The sequence below is a fragment of the Kaistia defluvii genome (assembly GCF_026343955.1).
Classification (GTDB): domain Bacteria; phylum Pseudomonadota; class Alphaproteobacteria; order Rhizobiales; family Kaistiaceae; genus Kaistia; species Kaistia defluvii.
The window spans coordinates 134,062-157,184 of record NZ_JAPKNI010000005.1; the positions used below are offsets into that span (position 1 = coordinate 134,062).

At 65.0% G+C, this 23,123-nt stretch carries 22 protein-coding genes; 7 read left to right on the top strand and 15 right to left on the bottom strand.

Translation table 11 applies throughout. The features are described 5' to 3' along the window. The first annotated feature begins 52 nt into the window (after positions 1-52). Together OSH10_RS14380 and OSH10_RS14385 are read left to right on the top strand one after the other, a co-directional pair. Positions 53-355: a hypothetical protein gene (locus tag OSH10_RS14380; protein WP_266332513.1), complete on the top strand. Its 303-nt coding sequence runs from the start codon at positions 53-55 to the stop codon at positions 353-355. 5 nt (positions 356-360) lie between these two features. Continuing rightward, complete coding sequence (locus OSH10_RS14385) at positions 361-1,068, top strand: helix-turn-helix transcriptional regulator (RefSeq protein ID WP_266332514.1); 708 nt, start codon at positions 361-363, stop codon at positions 1,066-1,068. 46 nt (positions 1,069-1,114) lie between these two features. On the opposite strand, the gene era is transcribed toward OSH10_RS14385, so the two are convergent. The 9 genes from era to rpoZ all read right to left on the bottom strand — a co-directional run bounded on the left by era (position 1,115) and on the right by rpoZ (position 8,762). Then, positions 1,115-2,038, bottom strand: coding sequence for a GTPase Era (gene era, locus OSH10_RS14390; RefSeq protein WP_266332515.1), 924 nt, complete (start codon positions 2,036-2,038; stop codon positions 1,115-1,117). Further along, positions 2,028-2,750: a ribonuclease III gene (gene rnc, locus OSH10_RS14395; RefSeq protein WP_407660721.1), complete on the bottom strand. Its 723-nt coding sequence runs from the start codon at positions 2,748-2,750 to the stop codon at positions 2,028-2,030. The genes era and rnc overlap by 11 nt, the downstream gene beginning before the upstream one ends. Continuing rightward, positions 2,747-3,502: a signal peptidase I gene (lepB, locus tag OSH10_RS14400; protein ID WP_266332517.1), complete on the bottom strand. Its 756-nt coding sequence runs from the start codon at positions 3,500-3,502 to the stop codon at positions 2,747-2,749. Before lepB ends, rnc begins: the two co-directional genes overlap by 4 nt. A 158-nt stretch (positions 3,503-3,660) precedes the next feature. Beyond that, complete coding sequence (gene acpS, locus OSH10_RS14405; RefSeq protein WP_266332518.1) at positions 3,661-4,065, bottom strand: holo-ACP synthase; 405 nt, start codon at positions 4,063-4,065, stop codon at positions 3,661-3,663. Then, complete coding sequence (locus OSH10_RS14410) at positions 4,062-4,826, bottom strand: pyridoxine 5'-phosphate synthase (RefSeq protein WP_266332519.1); 765 nt, start codon at positions 4,824-4,826, stop codon at positions 4,062-4,064. Before OSH10_RS14410 ends, acpS begins: the two co-directional genes overlap by 4 nt. A gap of 29 nt (positions 4,827-4,855) precedes the next feature. Continuing rightward, entirely contained in the window at positions 4,856-5,422 is a 567-nt protein-coding gene (locus OSH10_RS14415; protein ID WP_266332520.1) for a DUF2062 domain-containing protein, read from the bottom strand. A gap of 16 nt (positions 5,423-5,438) precedes the next feature. After that, on the bottom strand, positions 5,439-6,017 hold the full coding sequence (gene pyrE / locus OSH10_RS14420) for an orotate phosphoribosyltransferase (RefSeq protein ID WP_266332521.1): 579 nt from the start codon (positions 6,015-6,017) through the stop codon (positions 5,439-5,441). Positions 6,018-6,057: 40 nt separating this feature from the next. Continuing rightward, on the bottom strand, positions 6,058-8,265 hold the full coding sequence (locus OSH10_RS14425) for a RelA/SpoT family protein (RefSeq protein WP_266332522.1): 2,208 nt from the start codon (positions 8,263-8,265) through the stop codon (positions 6,058-6,060). A gap of 122 nt (positions 8,266-8,387) precedes the next feature. Continuing rightward, the gene (gene rpoZ, locus OSH10_RS14430; RefSeq protein ID WP_266332523.1) at positions 8,388-8,762 is read right to left on the bottom strand and encodes a DNA-directed RNA polymerase subunit omega; all 375 of its coding nucleotides are present in this window, start codon (positions 8,760-8,762) and stop codon (positions 8,388-8,390) included. Positions 8,763-9,019: 257 nt separating this feature from the next. Here rpoZ and OSH10_RS14435 point away from each other — a divergent pair, with 257 nt between their 5' ends. The 3 genes from OSH10_RS14435 to OSH10_RS14445 all read left to right on the top strand — a co-directional run bounded on the left by OSH10_RS14435 (position 9,020) and on the right by OSH10_RS14445 (position 12,105). Beyond that, positions 9,020-9,622 carry a LabA-like NYN domain-containing protein gene (locus OSH10_RS14435; protein ID WP_266332525.1) on the top strand — a complete coding sequence of 201 codons (603 nt, stop codon included), beginning with the start codon at positions 9,020-9,022 and terminating at the stop codon, positions 9,620-9,622. Positions 9,623-9,669: 47 nt separating this feature from the next. Continuing rightward, positions 9,670-10,320 (top strand): uracil-DNA glycosylase, encoded by a 651-nt coding sequence (locus tag OSH10_RS14440; RefSeq protein ID WP_266332526.1) that lies wholly within the window; start codon positions 9,670-9,672, stop codon positions 10,318-10,320. 573 nt (positions 10,321-10,893) lie between these two features. Then, positions 10,894-12,105 carry a porin gene (locus OSH10_RS14445; RefSeq protein WP_266332527.1) on the top strand — a complete coding sequence of 404 codons (1,212 nt, stop codon included), beginning with the start codon at positions 10,894-10,896 and terminating at the stop codon, positions 12,103-12,105. Positions 12,106-12,294: 189 nt separating this feature from the next. Here the strand turns inward: OSH10_RS14445 and smpB are convergent, their stop codons facing one another. Continuing rightward, entirely contained in the window at positions 12,295-12,771 is a 477-nt protein-coding gene (gene smpB / locus OSH10_RS14450; protein WP_266332529.1) for an SsrA-binding protein SmpB, read from the bottom strand. Between the two features lie 11 nt (positions 12,772-12,782). Next, the gene (gene dapA / locus OSH10_RS14455; RefSeq protein WP_266332530.1) at positions 12,783-13,658 is read right to left on the bottom strand and encodes a 4-hydroxy-tetrahydrodipicolinate synthase; all 876 of its coding nucleotides are present in this window, start codon (positions 13,656-13,658) and stop codon (positions 12,783-12,785) included. Positions 13,659-13,960: 302 nt separating this feature from the next. Between dapA and OSH10_RS14460 the strand changes: the two genes are divergently transcribed. Continuing rightward, the gene (locus OSH10_RS14460) at positions 13,961-16,117 is read left to right on the top strand and encodes a lytic transglycosylase domain-containing protein (protein ID WP_266332532.1); all 2,157 of its coding nucleotides are present in this window, start codon (positions 13,961-13,963) and stop codon (positions 16,115-16,117) included. Positions 16,118-16,215: 98 nt separating this feature from the next. Here the strand turns inward: OSH10_RS14460 and OSH10_RS14465 are convergent, their stop codons facing one another. The 4 genes from OSH10_RS14465 to OSH10_RS14480 all read right to left on the bottom strand — a co-directional run bounded on the left by OSH10_RS14465 (position 16,216) and on the right by OSH10_RS14480 (position 20,427). Beyond that, entirely contained in the window at positions 16,216-17,088 is an 873-nt protein-coding gene (locus OSH10_RS14465; RefSeq protein WP_266332533.1) for a hypothetical protein, read from the bottom strand. Next, positions 17,085-17,219, bottom strand: coding sequence for a hypothetical protein (locus tag OSH10_RS14470; RefSeq protein ID WP_266332534.1), 135 nt, complete (start codon positions 17,217-17,219; stop codon positions 17,085-17,087). The genes OSH10_RS14465 and OSH10_RS14470 overlap by 4 nt, the downstream gene beginning before the upstream one ends. 9 nt (positions 17,220-17,228) lie before the next feature. Further along, a complete protein-coding gene (locus OSH10_RS14475) occupies positions 17,229-19,364 on the bottom strand; it encodes an OmpA family protein (protein ID WP_266332535.1) in 2,136 nt (711 codons plus the stop codon). A gap of 280 nt (positions 19,365-19,644) precedes the next feature. After that, on the bottom strand, positions 19,645-20,427 hold the full coding sequence (locus tag OSH10_RS14480) for a tetratricopeptide repeat protein (protein ID WP_266332536.1): 783 nt from the start codon (positions 20,425-20,427) through the stop codon (positions 19,645-19,647). Positions 20,428-21,021: 594 nt separating this feature from the next. Here OSH10_RS14480 and parE point away from each other — a divergent pair. Next, positions 21,022-23,073 carry a DNA topoisomerase IV subunit B gene (gene parE / locus OSH10_RS14485; protein WP_266332537.1) on the top strand — a complete coding sequence of 684 codons (2,052 nt, stop codon included), beginning with the start codon at positions 21,022-21,024 and terminating at the stop codon, positions 23,071-23,073. The last annotated feature ends 50 nt before the right edge of the window (positions 23,074-23,123 follow it).

Sequence of the window (23,123 nt, forward strand, 5' to 3'; positions counted from 1 at the left end):
GTTGGGTATGCCTATCCTGGCAGGATAGACACTGTCCCGCGAGGGTATCGCCATGAACCGCAACGTTCTCGAAATCAGCTCCTACTCGCTGCTCGCGGGCGTTGACGAGCGCCAGTTCGTCCGCGCCGCCGACGACGCGATGACCGTGCTTCGCCGCCAGCGTGGCTTCCTCGCCCGCAGTATCGCCCGAGCGGACGATGGCAGTTGGACCGAGATCGTGCATTGGCTTGACCGAGCCTCGGCCAGCGCCGCAAGCCAGCGACTGGCGGGCAATCCGGATGCCGCCGCCTTCGCCGCGCTGATCGACCGCCCCTCCTTCCAGAGCGGCTACTATCCCGTCGCCTACTCCGGCTGACGGGTATGCGGCGCGCCGATCGCCTGTTCGAAATCGTCCAGGTGCTGCGCGGCGCCCGCCTGCGCACGGCGCAGGAAATCGCAGACAAGCTCGAAGTTTCGGTGCGCACCGTCTATCGCGATATCGACGCGCTGGTGGCGACCGGCGTGCCGATCGAGGGCGAGCGCGGCGTCGGCTACGTCCTGCGCGGAACCTTGCTGCTGCCGCCCCTCGCCTTCTCGCAGGCCGAACTGGAAGGACTGGCGCTAGGCGCTCGCTTCGTCGAGGCCTGGGCCGATCCGGAACTCGCCGCCGTGGCCCGCGAAGCGCTGGTAAAGATCGATGCGGTACTGCCGGAGTCGCGCCGTGGCGAGATCTGGCGGGATGCGGTGCTGGTCAATTCCCCGGCCCTGATCGGCGCCGCCAACACCCAACTCGCCCTTTTCCGCAAGGCGATCCGGCAAAAGCGCAAGATGCATCTGCGCTATCGCAGCGCCAGCGAGGCCCTGACCGGGCGCACGATCCGCCCGCTGGCAATCGAGGCCTGGGGCCATGCCTGGACGGCGACGGCATGGTGCGAATTGCGCGAGGATTTCCGCATGTTCCGGCTCGACCGCATCGTCGAAGCGATTCTGCTCGAAGAGGCCTTCAAGCCAGAGAAGGGCCGGACCCTCGCTGACTACATGAAGCGGCTCAGCGAGGAGCAAACGGCAAAGGCCGCGCCGCCCGTCTGAAAAACCATCGGAGCGAACCCAGGGCCGCTCCGATGTCGAAAGACGTCTAGCGCGGGAATTCGATTCCCATCTCGCGATAGCGCTCGGGATCGTCGCCCCAGTTCTCGCGAACCTTGACGAACAGGAACAGGTGGACGGGCCGCTCGGCCATTTCCTGGATCTCGGTGCGGGCCGCCATCGAGATCCCCTTGATCGTCTCGCCCTTGTGGCCGATCACGATCTTCTTCTGGCTCTCGCGCTCGACATAGATCGTCTGCTCGATGCGGGTCGAACCATCCGCCTGATCCTTCCAGAGTTCCGTTTCCACGGTCGACTGGTAGGGCAGCTCGTCATGCAGGCGCAGGAACATCTTTTCGCGCGTGATCTCGGCCGCCAGCGCGCGCATCGGCAGGTCGGAGATCTGGTCTTCGGGATAGAGCCAGGGACCCAACGGCACGCGGCCGGCGAGATAGGTCATCAGGTCCTTGCAGCCATGCCCCTTGAGCGCCGAGATCATGAAAGTCTGCTCGAACTTCACGGTCGCATTGGCCTTGGCGGACATCTCCAGCAGCGAGGTGTGCGGGACCGTGTCGATCTTGTTGATGACGAGGATCTTGGGACCCTTGATGGCCGCCACCTTGTCGAGGATCTGGGCGGTCTCGCCCTTGTTGCTGCGCTCGGCGTCGATCAGGACGGCGATCAGGTCGGCATCCTTGGCGCCGCCCCAGGCTGTTTCCACCATGGCGCGGTCGAGCCGGCGCTTCGGCTGGAAGATGCCGGGCGTGTCGACGAAGATGATCTGCGAGGCGCCTTCGAGCGCGATGCCGCGCATGATCGCGCGCGTCGTCTGCACCTTGTGGGTGACGATCGAGATCTTCGTGCCCACGAGCTGGTTGAGGAGCGTCGACTTGCCGGCGTTCGGCGCGCCAATCAGCGCGACAAACCCGCAGCGGGTCTGTGTCTCCTCGGAATTCACCAGATCAGACGCCATGCGTTTCTTCTCTCCATACGCCTTGGGCCAGCAGCACGGACGTCGCCGCCTTCTGCTCCGCCTCGCGCCTTGAACGGCCAGAACCGAGGACAACCGGCATGCCCTCGATCTTCACTTCAACGGTAAATAGGGGAGCGTGGTCCGGTCCGCTCCGCTCTGCGATTTCATATTTGGGCGCCGCGAGGCCTCGACCCTGCACCCATTCCTGCAGCGTCGTCTTGGCGTCCCGAAGCGGGCCCGTCCAGTTCAGCATACGCTTGCGCCAGTGGCTGTCGATGAAAGCCTGCGCCGCCGGCAGCCCGCCATCGACGAAGATCGCGCCGATCACCGCCTCGCAGACATCGCCGAGGATCGCCGCCTTGCGCCGGCCTCCCGACTGGACCTCGCCCCCGCCCAGATGGATCCAGCGGCCGAGATCGATATCGACCGCCACCTCGGCGCAGCTTTCATTGCGGACCAGGCCGGTGAGCCGGCGCGCCAGTTCGCCTTCGTCCGCATCGGGAAACGAGGCCAGCAGCATGTCCGCGATGACGAGCGCCAGAACACGATCGCCGAGAAACTCCAGGCGCTGATAGCTCGCGCCCTGCGCCAGATGGCTCTCCGCGACGGCGCTCGCATGCGTCAAGGCTCGAACCAGATGGCCGCGGTCGGTAAACCGGTGGCCGATCGTATCCTCGAGACGCTGCAACGGTTCTTCGGAAGCCAAGCTCAGATCACCTTGAATAGACGGTCAAAACGAACGGTCCAGGGCCATTTCCAGAATTGCCAGGCCTGGGCGCCCTCATCGACGGAGAAGAACACCATGCCGGCGCGACCGACGAAGTTCTCGAAGGGGACATAGCCGACCGCGCCCAGTACACGACTATCCGTCGAGTTGTCGCGGTTGTCTCCCATCATAAAGTAGTGATCGGGCGGCACTTCATAGACCGGCGTATCGTCGGAGAAACTACGCGGATCGAGGTCCAGCACGGTATAGCTCACACCGTTTGGAAGCGTTTCCTTGTAACGCGGAACGTGGGTCTCGGTTCCGAACTCGTCCTTGGTGACGTAATCGTCGATCTTTTCCTTCGGCACCGGCGTGCCGTTGATCTGCAGGACCCCGCCAATCATCTGGATCTTGTCGCCCGGCAGGCCGATCACCCGCTTGATATAGTCGACGGAGGGATCGCGCGGGAGCTTGAACACGGCGACATCGCCGCGCTCGGGCGGCGTCGCCCAGATGCGGCCGGAGAACAGGTCCGGCGCGAAGGGGATCGAGTATTTGCTATAGCCATAGGCGTATTTCGAGACGAACAGATAGTCGCCGACCAGCAGGGTCGACTTCATCGATCCCGAGGGAATATTGAATGGCTGGAACAGGAAGGTTCGGACGATAAGCGCCAGGATGAGCGCATTGATGACGATCTTGACGGTCTCACCCGTGCCGCCGCGCTCGGCCTTGTATTTTTCGCCCGCCACGCTCATGCGTCCTTCCGATCCGTCTCATTTGCAGTTCGCCGTCTGGCGGAGGTTGGTTCATACCGAGTCGGCGGCATCTGCGCAACGCGCGGCCCCGCCTCGCTTCCAAATTGCATGCACAGTATCGTACGGCGCCCTTGGAGGCGCCCGAACCGCGCCCGAAATCATGCGGGATCGGGCAAGGCTTCGATGATCACGAAGGCCTGCGCCAACGGATAATCATCCGTGATGGTCAGGTGAATCGCGGCGTGGTGATTTGCCGGCATCATCTTCTCCAGCTGCGCGGCCGCGCCGCCCGTCAGCGCCATGGTCGGCTTGCCGCTGGGCAGGTTGACGACGCCCATGTCGCGCCAGAAGACGCCATGGTTGAGACCGGTGCCGAGCGCCTTGGAGCACGCCTCCTTGGCGGCGAAGCGCTTGGCATAGGAGGCGGCGCGCTCGGCGCGGCGATCAGACTTCTTCTGCTCGATTTCCGTGAACACGCGCTCGGTGAAACGCGCGCCAAACCGCTCCAGCGTCTTCTCGACCCGACGGATATCGATCAGGTCGCTGCCGAGGCCCAGGATCATGACCGCGCCTCCGCCGCCTCGCGCCCCTCATCCATAAGCGTGCGCATGGTGCGGATCGACTGTTCCAGCCCGACGAACACCGCCTCGCCGATCAGGAAATGACCGATGTTCAGTTCGCGGATGACCGGGATGGCTGCGATCGGCTTGACCGTGTCGTAGTTCAACCCATGCCCTGCATGGATCTCGATCCCGAACCTGGCGCCGTAATGCGCCGCGTCCTCGATCCGGGCCCGCTCCCGCTCGAATGCCTCGGGCCCTTCCAGGAAGGCCTCGCAATAGGTGCCGGTATGCAGCTCCACCACCGGCGCGCCCAGCGCCAGCGCCGCGTCGATCTGCTGCCGGTCGGCGGCGATGAACAGCGACACGCGGATCCTTGCCGCGTTGAGTTCGCGGACCAGGGGCACGAGATGCGCGAGCTGCCCGGCGGCATCCAGCCCGCCTTCGGTCGTCCGCTCCTCGCGCCGTTCCGGCACCAGGCAGACGGCATGCGGCTGCACACGAAGGGCGATATCGACCATTTCGCGCGTCGCAGCCATCTCGAAATTGAGCGGCAGGGCGATCTCGGCGCGCAGACGATCGATATCGCTGTCGATGATGTGGCGCCGGTCCTCGCGCAAATGGGCCGTGATGCCGTCGGCGCCGGCCGCAGCCGCGATGACTGCCGCGCGCACGGGATCGGGATGCGCCCCGCCGCGCGCATTGCGGATGGTGGCGACGTGGTCGACGTTGATCCCAAGGCGCAGTTCATTGCGGACAGTCACGGCGTAATTCCCCTCACTCGATGCGGTCATCACTTACCATGCAGTGCGCCGCGCCGCACCGCAAAGCGCTGGCGGCGCGACGACTGGAAACTCTGCGCCGCGATATAGACCAGAACATAGGAAAGCCCGCCGAACACCAAGGCGAGCGGCACCGCACCGACCAGCATAGGCTCGATGATCGGCCAGATCTCGCGCCAGGATTCGGTCAGCAGCTTATGGCGGAGATCGTGGAAATCGAGTTGCTCGGGCGCCATGCCGAACCAGCCGAGGACCAGGCTCCCCGTCTCGTAGGTGCCGACCCAGATCAGCGGAAAGGTCAACGGGTTGCCGATCGTGGTGCCAAGGACCGCGGCGAGCACATTGCCCCGGACGAGGAAGGCGACGACGAAGCAGAGCAGGTAGTGAAAGCCGATGAACGGCGTCATCGCCAGCGCCACGCCGGAGGCAAAGCCGGCCGCGATGGAATGCGGCGAGCCGGACAGGCGCAGCAGCCGCTTGCCATAGTATCGAAGCGCTCGGGACCAGCCGCCCTTCGGCCACATGAAGTGGTTCAGCTTCTGATGAAACTTGAGCGGGCGGCGGCGGCGGAAGAGCATGATGGGGGCTTCGGCCTCAGGCCAGGCTGCGGCTGCCGGGCTTGACGGGCGGAATGGCGGCGAGTTCCGGGGGCAACTGATCGACCGGATAGGCCGGCACCTTGTAGCGGGTCAGCGAAATCAGCGGCACGCCGACCTCGGCCTCCCCGTCCGAACGATCGATCAGGCAGGCGGCGGCGACGACATCGCCGCCAATGGCACGGATCGCGGTGATGGTCTCGCGGATCGAGAGGCCAGTGCTGACGATGTCCTCGACAACGAGAATCCTGGCATTGGCGGGCAGTTCGAAACGGCGCAGGCGGAATTCGCCCTGCTCGCGCTCCACCCACATGGCGGGCACGCCCAGATGGCGCGCGGTCTCATAGCCGGGGATCAGGCCGCCCAAAGCCGGCGACACGACGAGATCGAATGCGACGCCCGATTCCCGGATCTTCTCGGCCAGCGCCCTGCACAGCCGCTCGGTCCGGTCCGGATACATGAAGACCCGCGCCTTCTGCAGGAAGATCGGGCTGCGCAGGCCGGAACTCAGGATGAAGTGCCCCTCGAGCAGGGCGCCGGATTCGCGGAAGACGTCGAGGATTTCGGCTTGGTTCATTCGGTGTCCAGTCCAGGTCCAGTCGTTGCGATCATCGGCGTCAGGCATTCACGCGGCTTGCCGCGCTGACGACGTGACGCTCGCGGAGATCGCTCAGGAGGCGGTTGAGGTGCTTGAGGTCCCATACTTCCAGATCGATGGCCAGTTCCGAAAAGTCCGGCGCGCTCTTCACGATCCGCAGGTTCGAGATGTTGCCGTCATTGTCGGCGATGATCTGGGCGATCTGCGCCAGCGTGCCGGGCTCGTTGATCGCCGTCACCTCGATGCGGGCCGGGAAGCGCTCGCGATTGGCCGCGTCGATATCCCAGCGCACGTCCAGCCAGCGATCCGGCTCGTCGTCGAAATCCTTCAGGGCCGGCGACTGGATCGGATAGATGGTGATCCCCTCGCCCGGCGTCATGATGCCGACGATCCGGTCGCCCGGGACCGCTCCGGCTTCCGGCGCGAAGCGAACCGGCATGTCGCCGTGCAGGCCGCGGATCGGGATGGCCGGCAACTCGGCCTGGGTTTCCCCGTTCGGCACGCGGAACATCATGCCGGAGCCCTTCTTGAGGCCGAACCAGCCGGGCTCGCCGCCCATGCCGTTGCCGCCCTTGGGCACGGCGGCGCGCTCTTCCTTGTGATCGGGATAGACGGCCTTCAGCACATTGACGGACGGAATCTCGCCCCGCCCGACGGAGGCCAGCATGTCCTCGATGTTCTGCTGGGCCAGGCGCGGCAGCGCGGCCTTCAGGCGATCCTCCGAGAAGTCGCGCCCGGCCCGCTCGAAGGCGCGCTCGACGATCTTGCGGCCAAGGCCGGCATATTGCTTGCGGATCGCGGTACGGGCGGCGCGGCGGATCGAGGCACGCGCCTTTCCGGTGATGGCGATCGATTCCCAGGCCGGCGGCGGCACCTGCGCCTTGGAACAGATGATCTCGACCTCGTCGCCATTATGCAGCTCGGTGGTCAAGGGCATCATCCGGCCGTTGATCTTGCAGCCCACGCAGGTATCGCCGATGTCCGTGTGCACCGCATAGGCGAAGTCGATCGGCGTCGCGCCGCGCGGCAGAGCGATCAGTCGCCCCTTCGGCGTGAAGCAGAACACCTGGTCGTGGAACAGCTCGAGCTTGGTGTTCTCGAGGAACTCTTCCGGCGTATCGCCTTCGGCCAGCATCTCGACGGTGCGGCGCAGCCAGGTATAGGCGCGGCTCTCGTCGGAGAGATTGCCGTTGCCCTTGTCCTTGTAGAGCGCATGCGCGGCGATACCGTATTCGGCGACGTCATCCATCTCGCGCGTGCGGATCTGCAGTTCCACGCGCTGGCGGCCGGGGCCGACCACGGTGGTGTGGATCGAGCGGTAGTCGTTCTGCTTCGGCGTCGAGATATAGTCCTTGAACCGGCCGGGCACGGTCGGCCAGGTCGTATGGACGATGCCAAGCGCCGCGTAGCATTCCGCCGTCGTCTCGAGAATGACGCGGAAGCCGATAATGTCGGAAAGCTGCTCGAACGAAATCGCCTTGCGTTCCATCTTCCGGAAAATGGAATAGGGACGCTTGGTGCGGCCAAAGACCTTGGCCTTCATGCCGTGCTTCTCGAGCTTTTCGCGCAGGTCCTTCTCGATCGCCTCGATCAGGCTTTCGTTGCGGGTGCGCACCTCGGCGAGCCGGCTGGTGACGGCGAGATGCGCTTCCGGATTGACGACCGCGAAGGCGAGCTCTTCCAGCTCCTCGCGCATGTCGTGCATGCCCATGCGGCCGGCCAGCGGCGCATAGATCTCCAGAGTTTCCTCGGCGATCCGGCCGCGCTTCTCCTCCGGCATGAAGTGGAGCGTGCGCATGTTGTGAAGCCGGTCGGCCAGCTTCACCAGCAGCACGCGCACATCTTCCGAGATGGCGAGCAGGAGCTTGCGGAAATTCTCGGCCTGGGCAGCCTTCTTGGTCACCAGGTCGAGGCGCTTGATCTTGGTGAGACCCTCGACCAGCCGGCCGATATCCTCGCCGAACATGCCGTCGATTTCGGAGCGCGTCGCGTCCGTGTCCTCAATGGTGTCATGCAGCAGCGCCACGGCGATGGTGGCATCGTCGAGCTTCAGATCGGTGAGGATGCCGGCGACTTCGAGCGGATGCGAGAAGTAGGGATCGCCATTGGCGCGCCGCTGCGAGCCATGCTTCTGCATGGCATAGACATAGGCCTTGTTCAAAAGCCCCTCGTCGGCCTGCGGATTGTACCGCTGGACCCGCTCGAGGAGTTCATACTGGCGCATCATGGCGCTATTTCCGAAGGCACGCGAATAGGCCGGGAATGACCCGGCCGGATGGCTACCCTTTCATATAGGATAGCGAGCGCGGCCAAACGACAAGCGGTTTGGCCGCGGCGCGACGTTGTGCCTTAGAAATCGTCCTGCTTATCCGGCGGGACCATGTTCTCGAGGCCGCGCAGCAGTTCTTCTTCCGACATACGGTCGAAGGCGACGCCATTGTCCTCGTCCGATGAATCCTCGGCGAGAAGCTGCATATCCTGCTCGGGTTCGTCGACCTCGACATACTTCTGCAGGGAATGGATCAGGTCTTCCTTGAGATCGTCCGGGTGGACGGTCTCATCGGCGATCTCGCGCAGAGCGACGACGGGGTTCTTGTCGTTGTCGCGAGCGATGGTCAGCGGCGAGCCGCTGGCGATCATGCGAGCGCGATGGCCGGCAAGGAGCACCAGTTCGAAGCGGTTCTCGACCTTGTCGACGCAATCTTCCACGGTGACGCGCGCCATGTCAGGTCTCCTGTTCGGAAAAGTCTGGGGTTCAAGCGCGCATGAATAAGTGCGCGGGCTTCCGATTGCAAGAGATTATGCAACCCGCCCCATCCCTGGGCACGCGCCGGATGCCGTGACCGGGCCCCGGCGATCGAACACGGCGAATTGTTTGCTGGCAAGGCACCGAGGCTATATTGATGCGGGATTGCCTGCTTCGAGTCGGCCCGTTGGGGCCGCCAATGCCGCTATCCCTCTTTCATTTTCGGATATTCAAGATGTTTGACGCTCGCGAAAAAATCGCCCTGTTCATCGATGGCGCGAATCTCTACGCAACCGCCAAGTCCCTTGCCTTCGACATCGACTACAAGAAGCTGCTCGGGGAGTTCCAGAGCAAGGGCTACCTGATGCGCGCCTATTATTACACTGCGCTTTCGGAGGATCAGGAATATTCCTCGATCCGCCCGCTGATCGACTGGCTCGACTATAATGGCTACACGGTCGTGACCAAGCCGACCAAGGAGTTCTTCGACGCCGCGGGTCGCCGCAAGGTCAAGGGCAACATGGATATCGAGCTGGCCGTCCATGTCATGGAAGTGGCGGAATTCGTCGACCATGTCGTGCTGTTCTCCGGCGACGGCGATTTCCGTTCGCTGGTGGAAGCCGTGCAGCGCAAGGGCCGCAAGGTCTCCGTGATCTCGACTCTCGCAACCCAGCCTCCCATGATCGCCGATGAATTGCGCCGCCAGGCGGATCATTTCATCGACCTCGTGACCCTGCAGAGCCGGATCGGCCGCGATCCGTCCGAGCGCGCGCATCGCAGTTCGGAGCGCCAGCAGGCGACCAGCGGCTTTGAGGACGGTTTCGAAGACGAGATCTGAGCCCGAACCTGTTCTGCCCCGATCGCCCGCAGCGAGACGCCCGCCCCGTGTCCCTTACCGCTTCCGATCCCGGGCGCAATTGCCCGCTCTGCCCGCGCCTCGTCGCGTTTCGCGAGGAATGGCGGGCGAAGCAGCCCGAGTGGAACAATGCGCCGGTTCCGTCCTTTGGAGTCGAGGACGGCCGGCTGCTCATCGTCGGGCTGGCGCCGGGCCTTCGGGGCGCCAATCGGACCGGCCGGCCGTTCACCGGCGACTATGCCGGCGACCTGCTCTACCAGACGATGCTCGACTTCGGCTTCGCCCGCGGCGTCTTCGAGGCGCGGCCGGACGACAGCCTGACGCCGATCGACACGGCCATCACCAATGCCGTTCGCTGCGTCCCGCCGGAGAACAAGCCGACCACCGACGAGATCCGGACGTGCCGCACCTTCTTGTCAGGAACGGTGGCGACCATGCCTCGCCTGCGCGCCATCATCGCGCTCGGCAAGATCGCACATGACAGCGTGGTCGTGGCGCTCGGCGAACGCATGTCGCGCCACAAATTCGGACATCGCGCGCGGCATAACATCGGCACACTTAGCATTTTCGACAGCTACCACTGCTCGCGCTACAACACCAACACCGGCGTGCTCACGCCGGAAATGTTCCGGGCCGTCTTTTCCGACGTCCGCGAATTTCTGGATTCCGAGGGCGCCTGACGCCGCCCAATCGGCGGGGCGCGGCTCCATCCATCCCCTCGCCCAGGGCGCGGGACACCCGGATGAGCCGTAATCGTCTCGTGACTGTCAGCGGAAATGCTGGCCTCTCTGCCTGTTCCTCCGATTACCCGGCTTGATCGCAAACGAAGCGTGCCGCCCCGCCGCGCGCGCCTCCAGCCCGCCCTGCGCGCTCCCACGGGGCATCGCCTTCTGGAAACGCCCGGTCAAAACCCTTCTTCCACAGCCCCGAAATCGACCTTCCGCAGGGACTTCCGGGCCCTTCACAAAACGCAAAACGCACCTTGTCGCAAAATAGCAACTCAAGCTTACAATCATGACTCCATATCGGAGATGCGGCTGTTTTTGAGTTACGTGAATCATCTGGATCGGTAAGTTCATTTCACTTTCTACGAGTGATTTGGAGAAAGTCCTGTCCGTTTCCCATGGGGGGTCGCGGACAGCTCATTGGCTGGGGGAATGAGGCATGGGGACGCCCCTTTCGGCGCACGGACACAGTGCAGACCGAAGGCAGGCAGACCGCCTTCCGATCCCCCGACAACCAGAGGTCAGGTAATGAACTTTAAGTCCCTTCTGCTCGGCTCGGCCGCAGCAATCGTGCTCGCCGGCGGCGCCCAGGCGGCCGATCTCACCGTCGCCGAGCCGGTTGACTATGTGAAGGTCTGCGACGCGTTCGGCGCGGGCTTCTTCTACTCCCCCGGCACCGACACCTGCATCAAGGTCGGCGGCTACGTCGAGTTCGGCACCTCGTTCGGCGGCGGCGACTTCGGTGGCCTGAACAGCTCGAACAACAACTGGGGCAACTTCTACACCGAAGTTTCGATCCAGCTGACGGCCTCGTCGGTCACCGAATACGGTAACCTGACCGGCTTCATCGACATGCGCGCCAAGACCGGCAACAGCGCGCCCGGCGGCGAGACGCTCAGCGACTACGTCAACGCTTCGACCAACTCCGCTTACGTCGACAGCGCCTATCTCGAGCTTGGTCCGATCAAGGCCGGCTACTTCACCTCGCTGTTCGACTTCGGTCGCGGCTATGACGACACCGGCATGTTCGGTTCGGACTCGACCACCGACCACATCCAGCTGACCTATGCCGTCAACGGCTTCGGTCTCTCGCTGTCGGTCGAAGACCAGCGCGATCGTGGCTCGTTTGGCTACTTCGAAGACCAGTTCGGCAACGATCTCGGCAACGAGAACATTCCGGATATCGTCGCTGCCGCCACCTACTCTTCGGGCATCTTCTCGGCAAAGATTGCTGGCGCCTATACCAACTCGGCTGTCGACTACGGCACGCTCGAAGGTCAGGACGGCTGGGCTATCGGTGGCGGTCTCGAGATCGCCCTCGACAACTTCTCGGCAGGCGACCGCTTCTTCGTGTCGGCAGCGTATGGCGACAACGCCAACTCGTTCACCGGCATCTCCGGCGGCACCTCGGTCGCTGGCGCGATCAGCGGCTTTGACGATGACTCGTTCGCCACGGCAACCGGCTCGAGCTGGAGCGCGCTCGCTTCGTACAAGCACGTCTGGACGCCGCAGCTCTGGTCGTCGCTTTCGGGTGGCTATGCCAACTTCGATGGCTCCGACTACTTCGATGGCTACTCGATCGACGCATGGCGCGTTGGCTTCAACACCGCCTACACCCCGGTCAAGGGTCTCGACCTCGTCGCCGACGTCTTCTACACGGACGTCGACATCAAGGACGGCAGCCTGAAGGCTTCCGGCGACTCCTGGACCGCCAACCTGTTCCTGAAGCGTTCCTGGTAATTCCAGGTCGCCTCTGCGATCTCGCGTCCGGCGGCCCTCCCCGCCGGACGTACGGGTTAGAAAGCTCCGCCGAATTTCGGCGGGGCTTTTTCTTTGGCCGTTTTCATTTCCGCTACGGCCGGAAAACAAAAAGCCCGACCGCATCGCGGCCGGGCTTTCGCATTTCAGTCAGCCTCCGGCGCGGGCGTGTCAGCCCTTGTCGCGCATCAGGCGACCCTTCTCGCGGTTCCAGTCGCGCGCCTTCTCGGTCTGGCGCTTGTCGTGCTCTTTCTTGCCGCGAGCGAGCGCGATCTCGACCTTCGCCCGGCCCTTCTCGTTGAAGTAGATCTTCAACGGGACGATCGTCATGCCCTGCCGCTGCACGGCCTGCGAGAGCTTGGCGATCTCCTTCTTGTGCAGAAGCAGCTTTCGCGGACGCCGGGTCTCGTGGTTGAACTGGTTGGCCTGCAGATATTCCGGAATGTAGGCGTTGAACAGCCAGACCTCGCCGCCCTTTTCGGCGGCATAGGAATCCCCGATCGTGCTACGGCCGCCGCGCAGCGACTTGATCTCCGTGCCGGTCAGCATGAGGCCGGCCTCGAAGACGTCGCCGATTTCGTAGTCGAAGCGTGCGCGTCGATTGTCGGCGGCAAGCCGATAGCGCGGATCGCCCGTGCCGCTACTCATGATTCAATGCCTCAGTTGACCAGGCCGGCATGCGCCATGGCGCTGCGGATGATGGTCTTGGTGGATTCGGTGATGCCGACGAGCGGCAGACGGACGCGATCCTCCATCTTGCCGAGCAGCGACAGCGCATACTTGACGCCCGTCGGGTTCGGCTCGACGAAGATCGCGCTGTGCAGCGGCATCAGGCGATCCTGATAGGTCAGAGCCTTGGCGAAGTCGCCCGCCATGCAGGCCTCTTGGAACTCGGCGCAGAGCCGCGGCGCCACATTCGAAGCGACCGAGATGCAGCCATGGCCGCCATGCGCCATGAAGGCCAGGGCGGTGCCATCCTCGCCCGAAAGCTGCAGGAAGTCGGGGCCCATGGCGTGACGCTGGAGGCTGACGCGATCGAGCTTGGCCGTCGCATCCTTGACGCCGACGATGTTCTTCAGCTCGAACAGGCGCGCCATCGTCTCCACCGACATGTCGATGATCGAGCGCGGCGGAATATTGTAGATGATGATCGGGATACCGATGGCGTCGTTGATCGCCTTATAGTGCTGGTACAAGCCCTCCTGGTTGGGCTTGTTGTAATAGGGCGTGACAACCAGCACCGCATCCGCGCCCGCCTGCTCGGCATGGCGGGCCAGGTCGATCGCCTCGGCCGTGTTGTTCGAACCGGCGCCGGCGATCACCGGTACGCGGCCGGCGGCGACCTCGATGGTGACCTCGACGACCCGCTTGTGTTCGGCATGCGAAAGGGTCGGACTCTCGCCCGTCGTGCCGACCGGCACCAGGCCATGCGTGCCCTCGCCGATCTGCCAGTCGATGAAGGTACGCAGCGCGTCTTCGTCGACCGCGTTCTCCCGCATCGGGGTGACCATGGCCGTGATCGAACCCTTGAACATCGCGCTCTTCCACCTTTTGCCGTCAATTGGCCGAATTCCGCGCCGAGTATGATCGGTGGCGGTTCGTCCAACATGCTCTGTTTTTTGCTCTATCTTGGGCGGCGAACATAGTCGTTGCCCTTGGGCAGGGCAAGAACCCGCGCATGGGTCAGGGCCTGCGTCAAACCTTTGTTCACCATGACGGCCGTAGGATCGGCGCAGATGGATCAGGTGCCACGCATGATGAACGTCATTGCGACGACAGCCTGCCTGTACATGAGTGCGCTGCGCATGGGCGCGGTGAGACAACGAGTGAGGACGACATGATCGTGAAAGCGGACCGCAGCTTGCAACGTCGCATTGGAATGCTGACGCAGGTCGCCGCTTGCGCGCTGATCAGCCTCGGAATCGTTGGCGACGCATTCGCCCAGTCGGCCCCGGTCCCGCGCTCCAATCCGAGCCGTGGCTCGACCGTCGCGTCGGACGATCTGACCACGGCGGGCATCATCCCCGTCGCCAGACCCGCGCGCGCCGCCAAGGCAGGTGTCGCCTCGCAGGCCAACGATCTGGTCGAAAGCTTTTCGCCGAGCCAGTTGGGCCTCGAGGCCGCGCTCAAGCTCATCGACTCGGGGCAGATCGGCAAGGCCGAGGCACTGGCCCGGATGATGCCGGACCGCACCAATCAGAGCATCGTCGCGTGGCTTGTGGCACAGAGCGGCAGCCCCGATGTCTCGGTTTCGCAGATCACCCAGGTGACGCTCGACCTGCCCGATTGGCCCGGCCAGGCCCTGCTGCGCCGTCGCGCCGAACAGGCACTCCAGCGCATGAAGGCGGATCCGGCCACGGTCATCTCCGCGTTCGGCGGCACAAAGCCCGGCTCGGACGAGGGCATGCTTCTGCTGGCGCGCGCCTATGTGAGCGCCGGCCGCACGAGCGACGCCGCCGCGCTGATCCGCCCGAAATGGCGCAAGGATTCTTTCTCGCAGAGCACCGAGGCCACGCTTCTTTCGGAATTCGGCTCGTTGCTGACCGCCGCCGACCACAAGGCGCGGATGGACAAGTTCTTCTATGACAATGATGCCGATGAAGGGCTCGCCATATCCAAGCTGCTGAGCGCCGATCAGCGTCAGCTGGCCGCCGCCCGCGCCGCCGTCATCCGCAGGTCCAAGAACACGGCCGACCTGCTAGCGAAGGTCCCCGCCCGCCTCAAGAAGGATCCGGGCTACATCTATTCGAAGGTGCAATATCTGCGCCGCAGCGAAAAATATCAGGATGCCGCCGCCCTCATGCTGACCGCGCCGCGCGACGGCGCCTCGCTGGTCGATCCGGATGCGTGGTGGATCGAGCGTCGCGTTCTCTCGCGCGAGCTCCTGGACCTTGGCAACCCGAAGCTCGCCTACAAACTGGTGGCCGAGCACGCTGCGGAATCGAGCACCAACCAGGCCGACGCCGAATTCCACGCCGGCTGGTATGCGCTGCGCTTCCTGAACAACCCGGCCGTAGCCCGCCGGCATTTCCAGGCGATCCAGGCTGCCTCGACCATGCCGCTCAGCCAGTCGCGAGCCGAATATTGGCTTGGCCGCACCGCCGAGGCGATGGGGGAACGCGCCGAGGCTCAGGCGCAATACCGCCTCGCCGCCGCCTATCCGACCACCTTCTACGGCCAGCTCGCGGCGGCGAAGCTCGGCATGAAGCAGCTTTCCCTGTCGTCGCCGGCGGCTTCCGACAGCGCCACGCGGCAGCGATTCAACGCCCGCCCGATGGTGCAGGCGGCCCAGCGCCTCACGGCCGCCGGCTATCCGGACCGGGCCCGCCAGTTCTACGTCCGGCTGGCGGACACGCTGACCAACCCGACCGAAGTCGCCCTGCTCGCCCAGATGGCCGAGAAACGCGGCGACCATCAGTTGGCCCTTCAGGTCGGCAAGAAAGCCTATGTGCGTGGCCTGCCGGTCGAGACGTTGGCGTTCCCGACCGCGGCGATCCCGCGCTCGGTCAAGACCACCAGCATCGAGAAATCGATCGTCTATGCCATTGCCCGGCAGGAAAGTGCCTTCAATCCGGGGGCTGTCAGCCATGCCGGCGCGCGCGGCCTGCTGCAACTGATGCCCGCCACGGCCAAGGTCGTGGCCAAGGCCGCCGGCATGCCCTATTCGCTCGATCGCCTGACCAGCGACGCCGGCTATAACGCCACCATCGGCGCGGCGCATCTGGCCGAACTCGTCGGCGGCTTCAACGGCTCCTACATCATGTCGTTCGCGGCCTATAATGCCGGCCGCAGCCGTGTTTCCAAATGGGTCCAGCAATATGGCGACCCGCGCGATCCCAAGGTCGATGCGGTCGACTGGATCGAGCGGATCCCGTTCAGTGAGACGCGCAACTACGTGATGCGGTGCATGGAAAACCTGCAGGTGTACCGCGCCCGGCTTGGCGAGCCGGCCCTCGTGATCAACCGCGATCTCAATCGCGGCGGCCGCGGCTGACGCCGTCCTTGACCTGAAGACGGCGGGAACGCTCCGCCGTCCGAGCCGGCACAGCACCGGAGTGCCGGATGCCCGGGCGGGGCGCCGCGGATCCTGACCTATTCGCCGCCCTCTTCCGCCTCGCCGGCTGCCTTGGCCGGCTCCGCCATCTTCTTGGCCTTGCCGCGACGCTTCGGCTTCGTCGGTCCAGGCTTCGTCGGACCCAGCTTCGGCCCGGTGGCCGCCTTCCGCCGGAGCGGCCGATCACCGACCGGTGTCTTTTTCGCCGGCCGTCTCTTGCCGGCGACCTTCCCTGCCACGACCTCGAGCGGCTCGTCGGCCCCGGCAAACTGAATTGCCTGCCCGACCCAGTCCTTCTCGAGCGGGCCGTCGCCGGCGCCGAGATAGGCGGCGATCCAGGCCACTTCCTGGGGTGTCCAGGAGGCGATCTGGCTGAAGTGGAAGATTCCGACCTGCGCCAGGCGGCCGACATGGCGCTTGGTGACCCCCTGGATGAGATAGAGCGGATCGGCCTGTCCATGGCGCGGCGCGCTCAGCGGCAGGGGCCGGAAGCCGGCGCCGTCGCCGCGCGCGATCGCGTCGGTCTGCTTCTGCGATGCGGCCGGCGCCGCCCGGATCGCCACGGCCATCTCGGGCAGTCCAAACGCGTCGTGCTGAAGTGGCGGATCGACGGTGAAGCGCGCCACCGCGGCCTCGCCGACATCCGGTTCCGCGGTGGGATCCAGCCGGTGACCGAAATCCGGCGGCGGCACGGGCACCGTCTGCGGCAGCACGGCCGGCACGGTGCCGCGCCAGGGCAGAATTCGCCGATCCAACCAGCGGATCACCCGATCGATCCCGCGAATGAGCGTTGCCTGCGGCCTGCCAAGCGCCGTCATCGCGATGGCGCGCTGCAGGATCGAGCCGAGCAGCGCGCCCAGCGCGAAGCATACCGCAAGCGAGACCCAGACTTCGGCGGCATGAAGGATCACGCGGCGCCCCCATCCCCGGAAGGATCGACGATCTGGCGCCGCCGCGATCCCGTCGCCCACCAGCCAACCAGGACACCCAGCGCCCCGGCGGCGATCATGAAGGGCAGATAGTGCACGATCACGTAGGCCATCTCCGCTCCCTATTGCCCGACAATGCCAAATTCGATCCTGCGGTTCTGCGCACGCCCGGAAGCCTTGGAGTTGGAGGCAATCGGCCGGCTGCCGCCATAGCCGACAGGATTGAGCCGCTCGCGCCGGACGCCATCCGCCACCAGATGGTTGACGACAGCGTTGGCCCGCTCGACGCTGAGCGCCTGGTTCTTGCGCGTGCCGCCGGACGAATCGGTGTGCGCCCCGATCTCGACCGTTGCAATCGGGCAGCGCTGGATCACCGCGGCGATCCGGTCGAGCAGTCCGAAGCTGCTGGGCAGTATGCGCGCGGTCGCGCCGTCGAACTGAACCTTCTCGCGGTCACTCTCCGCCCGCAGCGCCACCTGGCACTCCGGACCGGACAGCGGGTCGCCACCGACCGCCACCATCAGCGACGGCGCGAGATCGAAGCCTTCCGGCAGGGTGGCCTTCACCGTCGACTCGATATCGCCGCGCGCGCCCTCGGACACCGCGATGCCGGACAGCGAGAGCTTGTTGTCGACGAGATCGAAACGGCCGCCCTGCAATCGGCTGATCGCCTGCAAACCGACATCGACGACGTCGACGAAGTCATCCGGCGCGCCCCCCGCGAGCAGCAGGCGCAGTTCGATCCGGTCCGGCCCGAATTTCGGGCGCGCCGACGCGATGATCTTCTGCACCACCTCGTCCGTCGGCACATAGCCGCTCAGCATCAAGGTCTCCGGCGCGCGGGCGGCTGCGAAGACGAAGGGCGAGACGGCGCCCGGCGAAACCGCCGATCGGCGCAGTTCCATGCTGGCCGGCAGCGTCTTCTTCAGCGCTTCGGTCAGGCTCGAATAGGCCGTGGTCGACACCGCCTCGCCGACGATGTCGTACTGGCGGCCCGTCAGGGAGACGGAGCCCTTGCTCAACGAGGCAAGCTGCTCCAGCGCGTATTTGAGGGCGCCGATCCAGTCCATCTTCGGATCGCCATCGGCCACGCGCACATGGTCGGTCACGCTCAGATCGGGAAACAGCCGCGCCGCCGTGCCGAGGATCTCGTCATGCGCCTCCACGGACGGCACATAGCCCGTCAGGACGATGCTGTCGCCGGCGCGATCGGCGCGCCAGACATAGGGATCCACCCGCGCCGGCAGCAGGTCGATCGAGCCGATGCCGACGCCGATGGCACGCCGGCTGCGGCGCGCCTCGACCTCGGCCAGCGCCATCTCGTAATCGGCAACGGTCTTGGCCTTGCCCTCGATCGAGAGCAGCGATCCGTCGATGGAGAGCGTGCCGGAACTCAATCGCGCCAACTGATAGGCCGCGAAGACGGCCGCGAAGGAGAAGCCTTCCGGCCCGCCCGAGGCGAGCTGCGTCGCATCGACCATGGGAACCCCGGGGAGCGCCACGGCGAGCGCATCCGCGATATCGCGCCGCACTGCGACCGAAGGCACATAGCCGGTCTGCTCGATGGACTTGCCGTCATAGGTGACGGTCCAGGTGAAGGCCTTGCTCAGGGGCGGCAGGACACGGACATTGCGCAACTGCCCGCCGCCCGGAACGGTCGAGGAGATCGCGCGGGCGGCCGAGGCGAAGCGCGTCTCGTCGATGGCGGTTCCGTCAATGGTCAGGCTGGCCCCCGTCAGCGCGACATGGCCCTTCGCCAGTTCCGCCAGGCGCTTCAGCGCGAAATCCGTCAGGACGAGGAACCCGACCGGCTGCCCCCGCGCGAGCGCCAGATTGTTCTCGATCGTGAGATCGGGCATTTCGCGGCTGGCCGCGGCCATCACCGCCAGCCTCGCTTCCTCGGACGGGACAAAGCCCAGGATCCGGACGTGGTCGCCGTCGCGCGATGCCGACCAGGTGTAGGAAGGCTGAAACGGGATGACGCCGCTTCCGTCGATGACGCGGCCGACACCCCAGACCCGTCCCGCCGATTCGACCGCGAGGCGCTGTGCCAGCAGGGTTGGCGACGTGCCCATCACCGTGACGGTTCGCCCCCTGATCTTGGCCGACGCCCAGGGCTGGCCGTCGAGAGCCAGCTGATTGTCGACGCGGGCGCCGATATCGGTCTGAACCTCCCCCACGGTGCTGACAAGGGCCCAGACGGTGAGGAGCGTGACCAGAACCAGGCCGGGAACGAGGGAAAGACGAAGGGCGCTCATGGCACCCTCGCGGCCGGCAACCGGCGCCAGTTTCCATGACGCAACCCAGACAACCAGCCTGACCAGGCCCGTTGAACCGAGCTGCTCTTCATGTCTTCTCCCTCCCCGCCGTCCAGGTGGTTCGCCCTCGGGGCGCTCCGGTCGAAAGACGATTGCAGGAAGCAATCCTGACCGCATTCGCGGTCATCCCGCAAGCAATCCGGCGGCTTCATCCCCGGCAAGCTTGCCGGGGCGATCAGGGAGATAGCGTGTGTTGCGCGAATGTCAGCGCGGAGAGGCGCTACTGAACGGTCTGCGGATTCTTGCCGATCCAGTCATCGGCCATGGCGAGAGCCGTACGACGCTCGGTTTCGGTCGCAACCGAGAAAGCCTGTTCCTGCAGCTTCATGATCCAGGGATCGCCAGTGCCGGAACGATCCCGCGCGATCGTCAGGAACATCAGTCCGACGACCGGCTGGCGCTTCACGCCATCGCCCTCGAACAGCATATGGCCGAGCAGCGCCTGGGCGCCGACATTTCCCTTGTCGGCCGCCAGCTTCGCCCAGCGAGCGGCCTGGCGCGGGTCGCGCTCGCCGCCCTCGCCCTCATAATACATGCGCGCCAGATTGAGCTGGGCGTCCGAGTCACCGAAATAGGACGCGGCGTAGGAAAACATCTGCCGGGCGCGGCTGAAATCGGGCTGCACGGTGCTGTTGGGAATCCCGTCGCGGTAATAGGACCCGAGCGCGACGAAAGCATTCGAGACGAAGCGCGCCGAAGGCGCATCCGGATTGTCGTCGGCATGGGCGTCGGCGATCTCGCTGAACAGCTCGAACGCCTTCATATCGTCCTTGGTGAGACCATCGCCCTCGGCATACATGCGCCCCAGCTTCCACTGGGCGACCGCATGGCCCTTGTCGGCGGCAAAGGTCAGCGCTTCGACGGCCGTGGTCTTGTCGCCCTGCTTGTAGGCATTGAAACCGAAGCGGAAGGCCTCGACCGGCGTCGCGTTGCGATCGAGCGTCCGGGCATCGAGCGCCCAGGCCTGACCGGAGCACGCCCCGAGACCCGCAAGCACACTCATCCCCAAAAGGGCGACGCCGCCAACCGCGTTACAGATTCGCATAGCACGCCACACCATTCCTGACGCTCGCGCCCGCCATCGGCCAAAGGGCCGCCAGGGTCGCAGGAGCGAAGTTCCCGCCTTGAGCCGCGAAGACGCAGCGATTTGGATTTTCCCAAATATGGGATTGGTTTCGGGCGATTCCGAGGCCGTTGAAGCTGCGTTCTACTGTTCGCGCCATCACAGCTACGTGTACCCCTGAAGACCAACGAGAATTTGTACCGACAATACGCAAGGTTTGTCCTATCCGCCCCCGGATGAGGAGGACGGTCGTTCCACTTTATGGCTGAAAGGCGGCAATTGGGGCGGCCAGCACCGACACGCGACGAGTTGCGAATGCACTGTTGCTCACCCGCAACATGGAATCGTGGATCCGGTTGCCGGACTCGCCAAACGGGTATCGGCATGCTGGCCACGCAGACGTCGCGGCACAAAGGGCGCCAAATCGAACAAACAAGGAACACACTCGCATCCTAGCCCCGGGCGTGGCAAAATTCCGTCTTGATTCGCCGCATCGACCACGCCATTGCAACGGCCACACAGTTACGGATGACCATGGCAGAGATCGACGACCTTTTCGGATCCGGTGCGACCGCACGCGTGATCAAGCCCGAAACCGCCCTGCGCGAGGCACCCGCCGCCCCGAGGCGGTCGGCATCGCCAACGCCGAGCGCGGAGGCGAGCTATTCGGCCGCCGACATCGAAGTCCTCGAAGGGCTGGAGCCGGTGCGGCGCCGCCCCGGCATGTATATCGGCGGTACCGACGAGAAGGCCCTGCACCACCTCTTCGCCGAGGTAATCGACAACTCGATGGACGAGGCCGTCGCCGGCCATGCGACCTTCATCGATGTCGAGCTCTCCGCCGATGGCAGCGTCACCGTCACCGACAATGGACGCGGCATCCCGATCGACCCGCATCCGAAGTTCAAGGACAAGTCGGCGCTCGAAGTCATCATGACGACGCTGCATTCGGGCGGAAAGTTCGATTCCAAGGTTTACGAGACCTCCGGCGGCCTGCACGGCGTCGGCATCTCGGTCGTCAACGCATTGTCCGAAATTCTCGAGGTAGAGGTCGCGCGCGGCAAGCGCCTGTATCGCCAGACCTTCTCGCGCGGTCACGCGACCTCGAAGCTCGAGGCCGTCGGCGAGGTCCACAACCGTCGCGGCACCAGGACGCGCTTCAAGCCGGACGAGCAGATCTTCGGCGTCGGGGCGCATTTCCGACCCGAGCGCCTGTTCGCCATGACCCGGTCCAAGGCCTATCTGTTCGGCGGCGTCGAGATCCGCTGGACCTGCGCGCCGGAGCTGATCAAGCCCGACGCCGCGACGCCGACGACGGCCGTGTTCCACTTTCCGGCGGGTCTCAAGGACTTCCTGGCCGCCGAACTCGGCAACGAGAAGATGGTGACCAGCCAGATCTTCGCCGGCCGCACCGACAAGGCCAGCGGCCATGGCGCGGCGGAATGGGCGATCGCCTGGTATCCGGGCGACGGCTTCGTCCGCTCCTATTGCAACACCATCCCAACGGCCGAGGGCGGCACGCATGAACAGGGCCTGCGCATGGCCCTGCTGCGTGGCCTCAAATCCTATGCCGACCTCTCCGGCAACAAGCGCGCCTCCGCCATCACCGCCGAGGACGTGATGACGTCCTGTGCGGCGATGCTGTCGGTCTTCGTGCGCGAGCCGGAATTTGTCGGCCAGACCAAGGACAAGCTCTCGACGGCCGAGGCGACCCGCATCGTCGAGAAGGCGATCGGCGACCCGTTCGACCATTGGCTGACCGCCGCGCCGCAGGAGGCCTCGCGCCTGCTCGACTGGGTGATCGAGCGCGCCGAGGAGCGCCTGCGCCGCCGGCAGGAAAAGGAAGTCAACCGCAAGACGGCGGTGCGCAAGCTGCGCCTGCCGGGCAAGCTGGCCGATTGCAGCCAGACGGCGGCCCAGGGCAGCGAGATCTTCATCGTCGAGGGCGACTCGGCAGGCGGCTCCGCCAAGCAGGCGCGCAACCGCGCCAGCCAGGCCGTGCTGCCGCTGCGCGGCAAGATCCTCAACGTCGCCAATGCCGGGCGGGAGAAGCTGGCGCAGAACCAGCAGCTCGCCGACCTGATGCAGGCGCTGGGCGTCGGCGCGCGCAACCATTATCGCGACGACGACCTTCGCTACGACAAGGTCATCATCATGACCGATGCCGACGTCGACGGCGCCCATATCGCCTCGCTGCTGATCACCTTCTTCTATCGCGAGATGCCGGAGATGATCGACAAGGGCCATCTCTACCTCGCCGTGCCGCCGCTCTACCGCATCAGCCAGGGCGGCAAGACGCTCTATGCGCGCGACGACGATCACAAGGATGAGCTGCTCCGCACCGAATTCAAGGGCAAGGGCAAGGTCGAGATCGGCCGGTTCAAGGGCCTCGGCGAGATGCTGCCGGCCCAGCTCAAGGAAACGACCATGGAGCCGTCGAAGCGCACCCTGCTTCGGGTCGGCATCACGGACGGCGACATTTCCGTTACCCAGGACGTCGTCGAGCAGCTGATGGGCAACCGGCCCGAAGAACGCTTCCGCTTCATCCAGGAGCGGGCGGTGTTCGTGAAGGAACTCGATATCTGAGCGGAAATCCGCCCAGAATACTGGTCGGCCCATGGACGCGGTCGACGCCA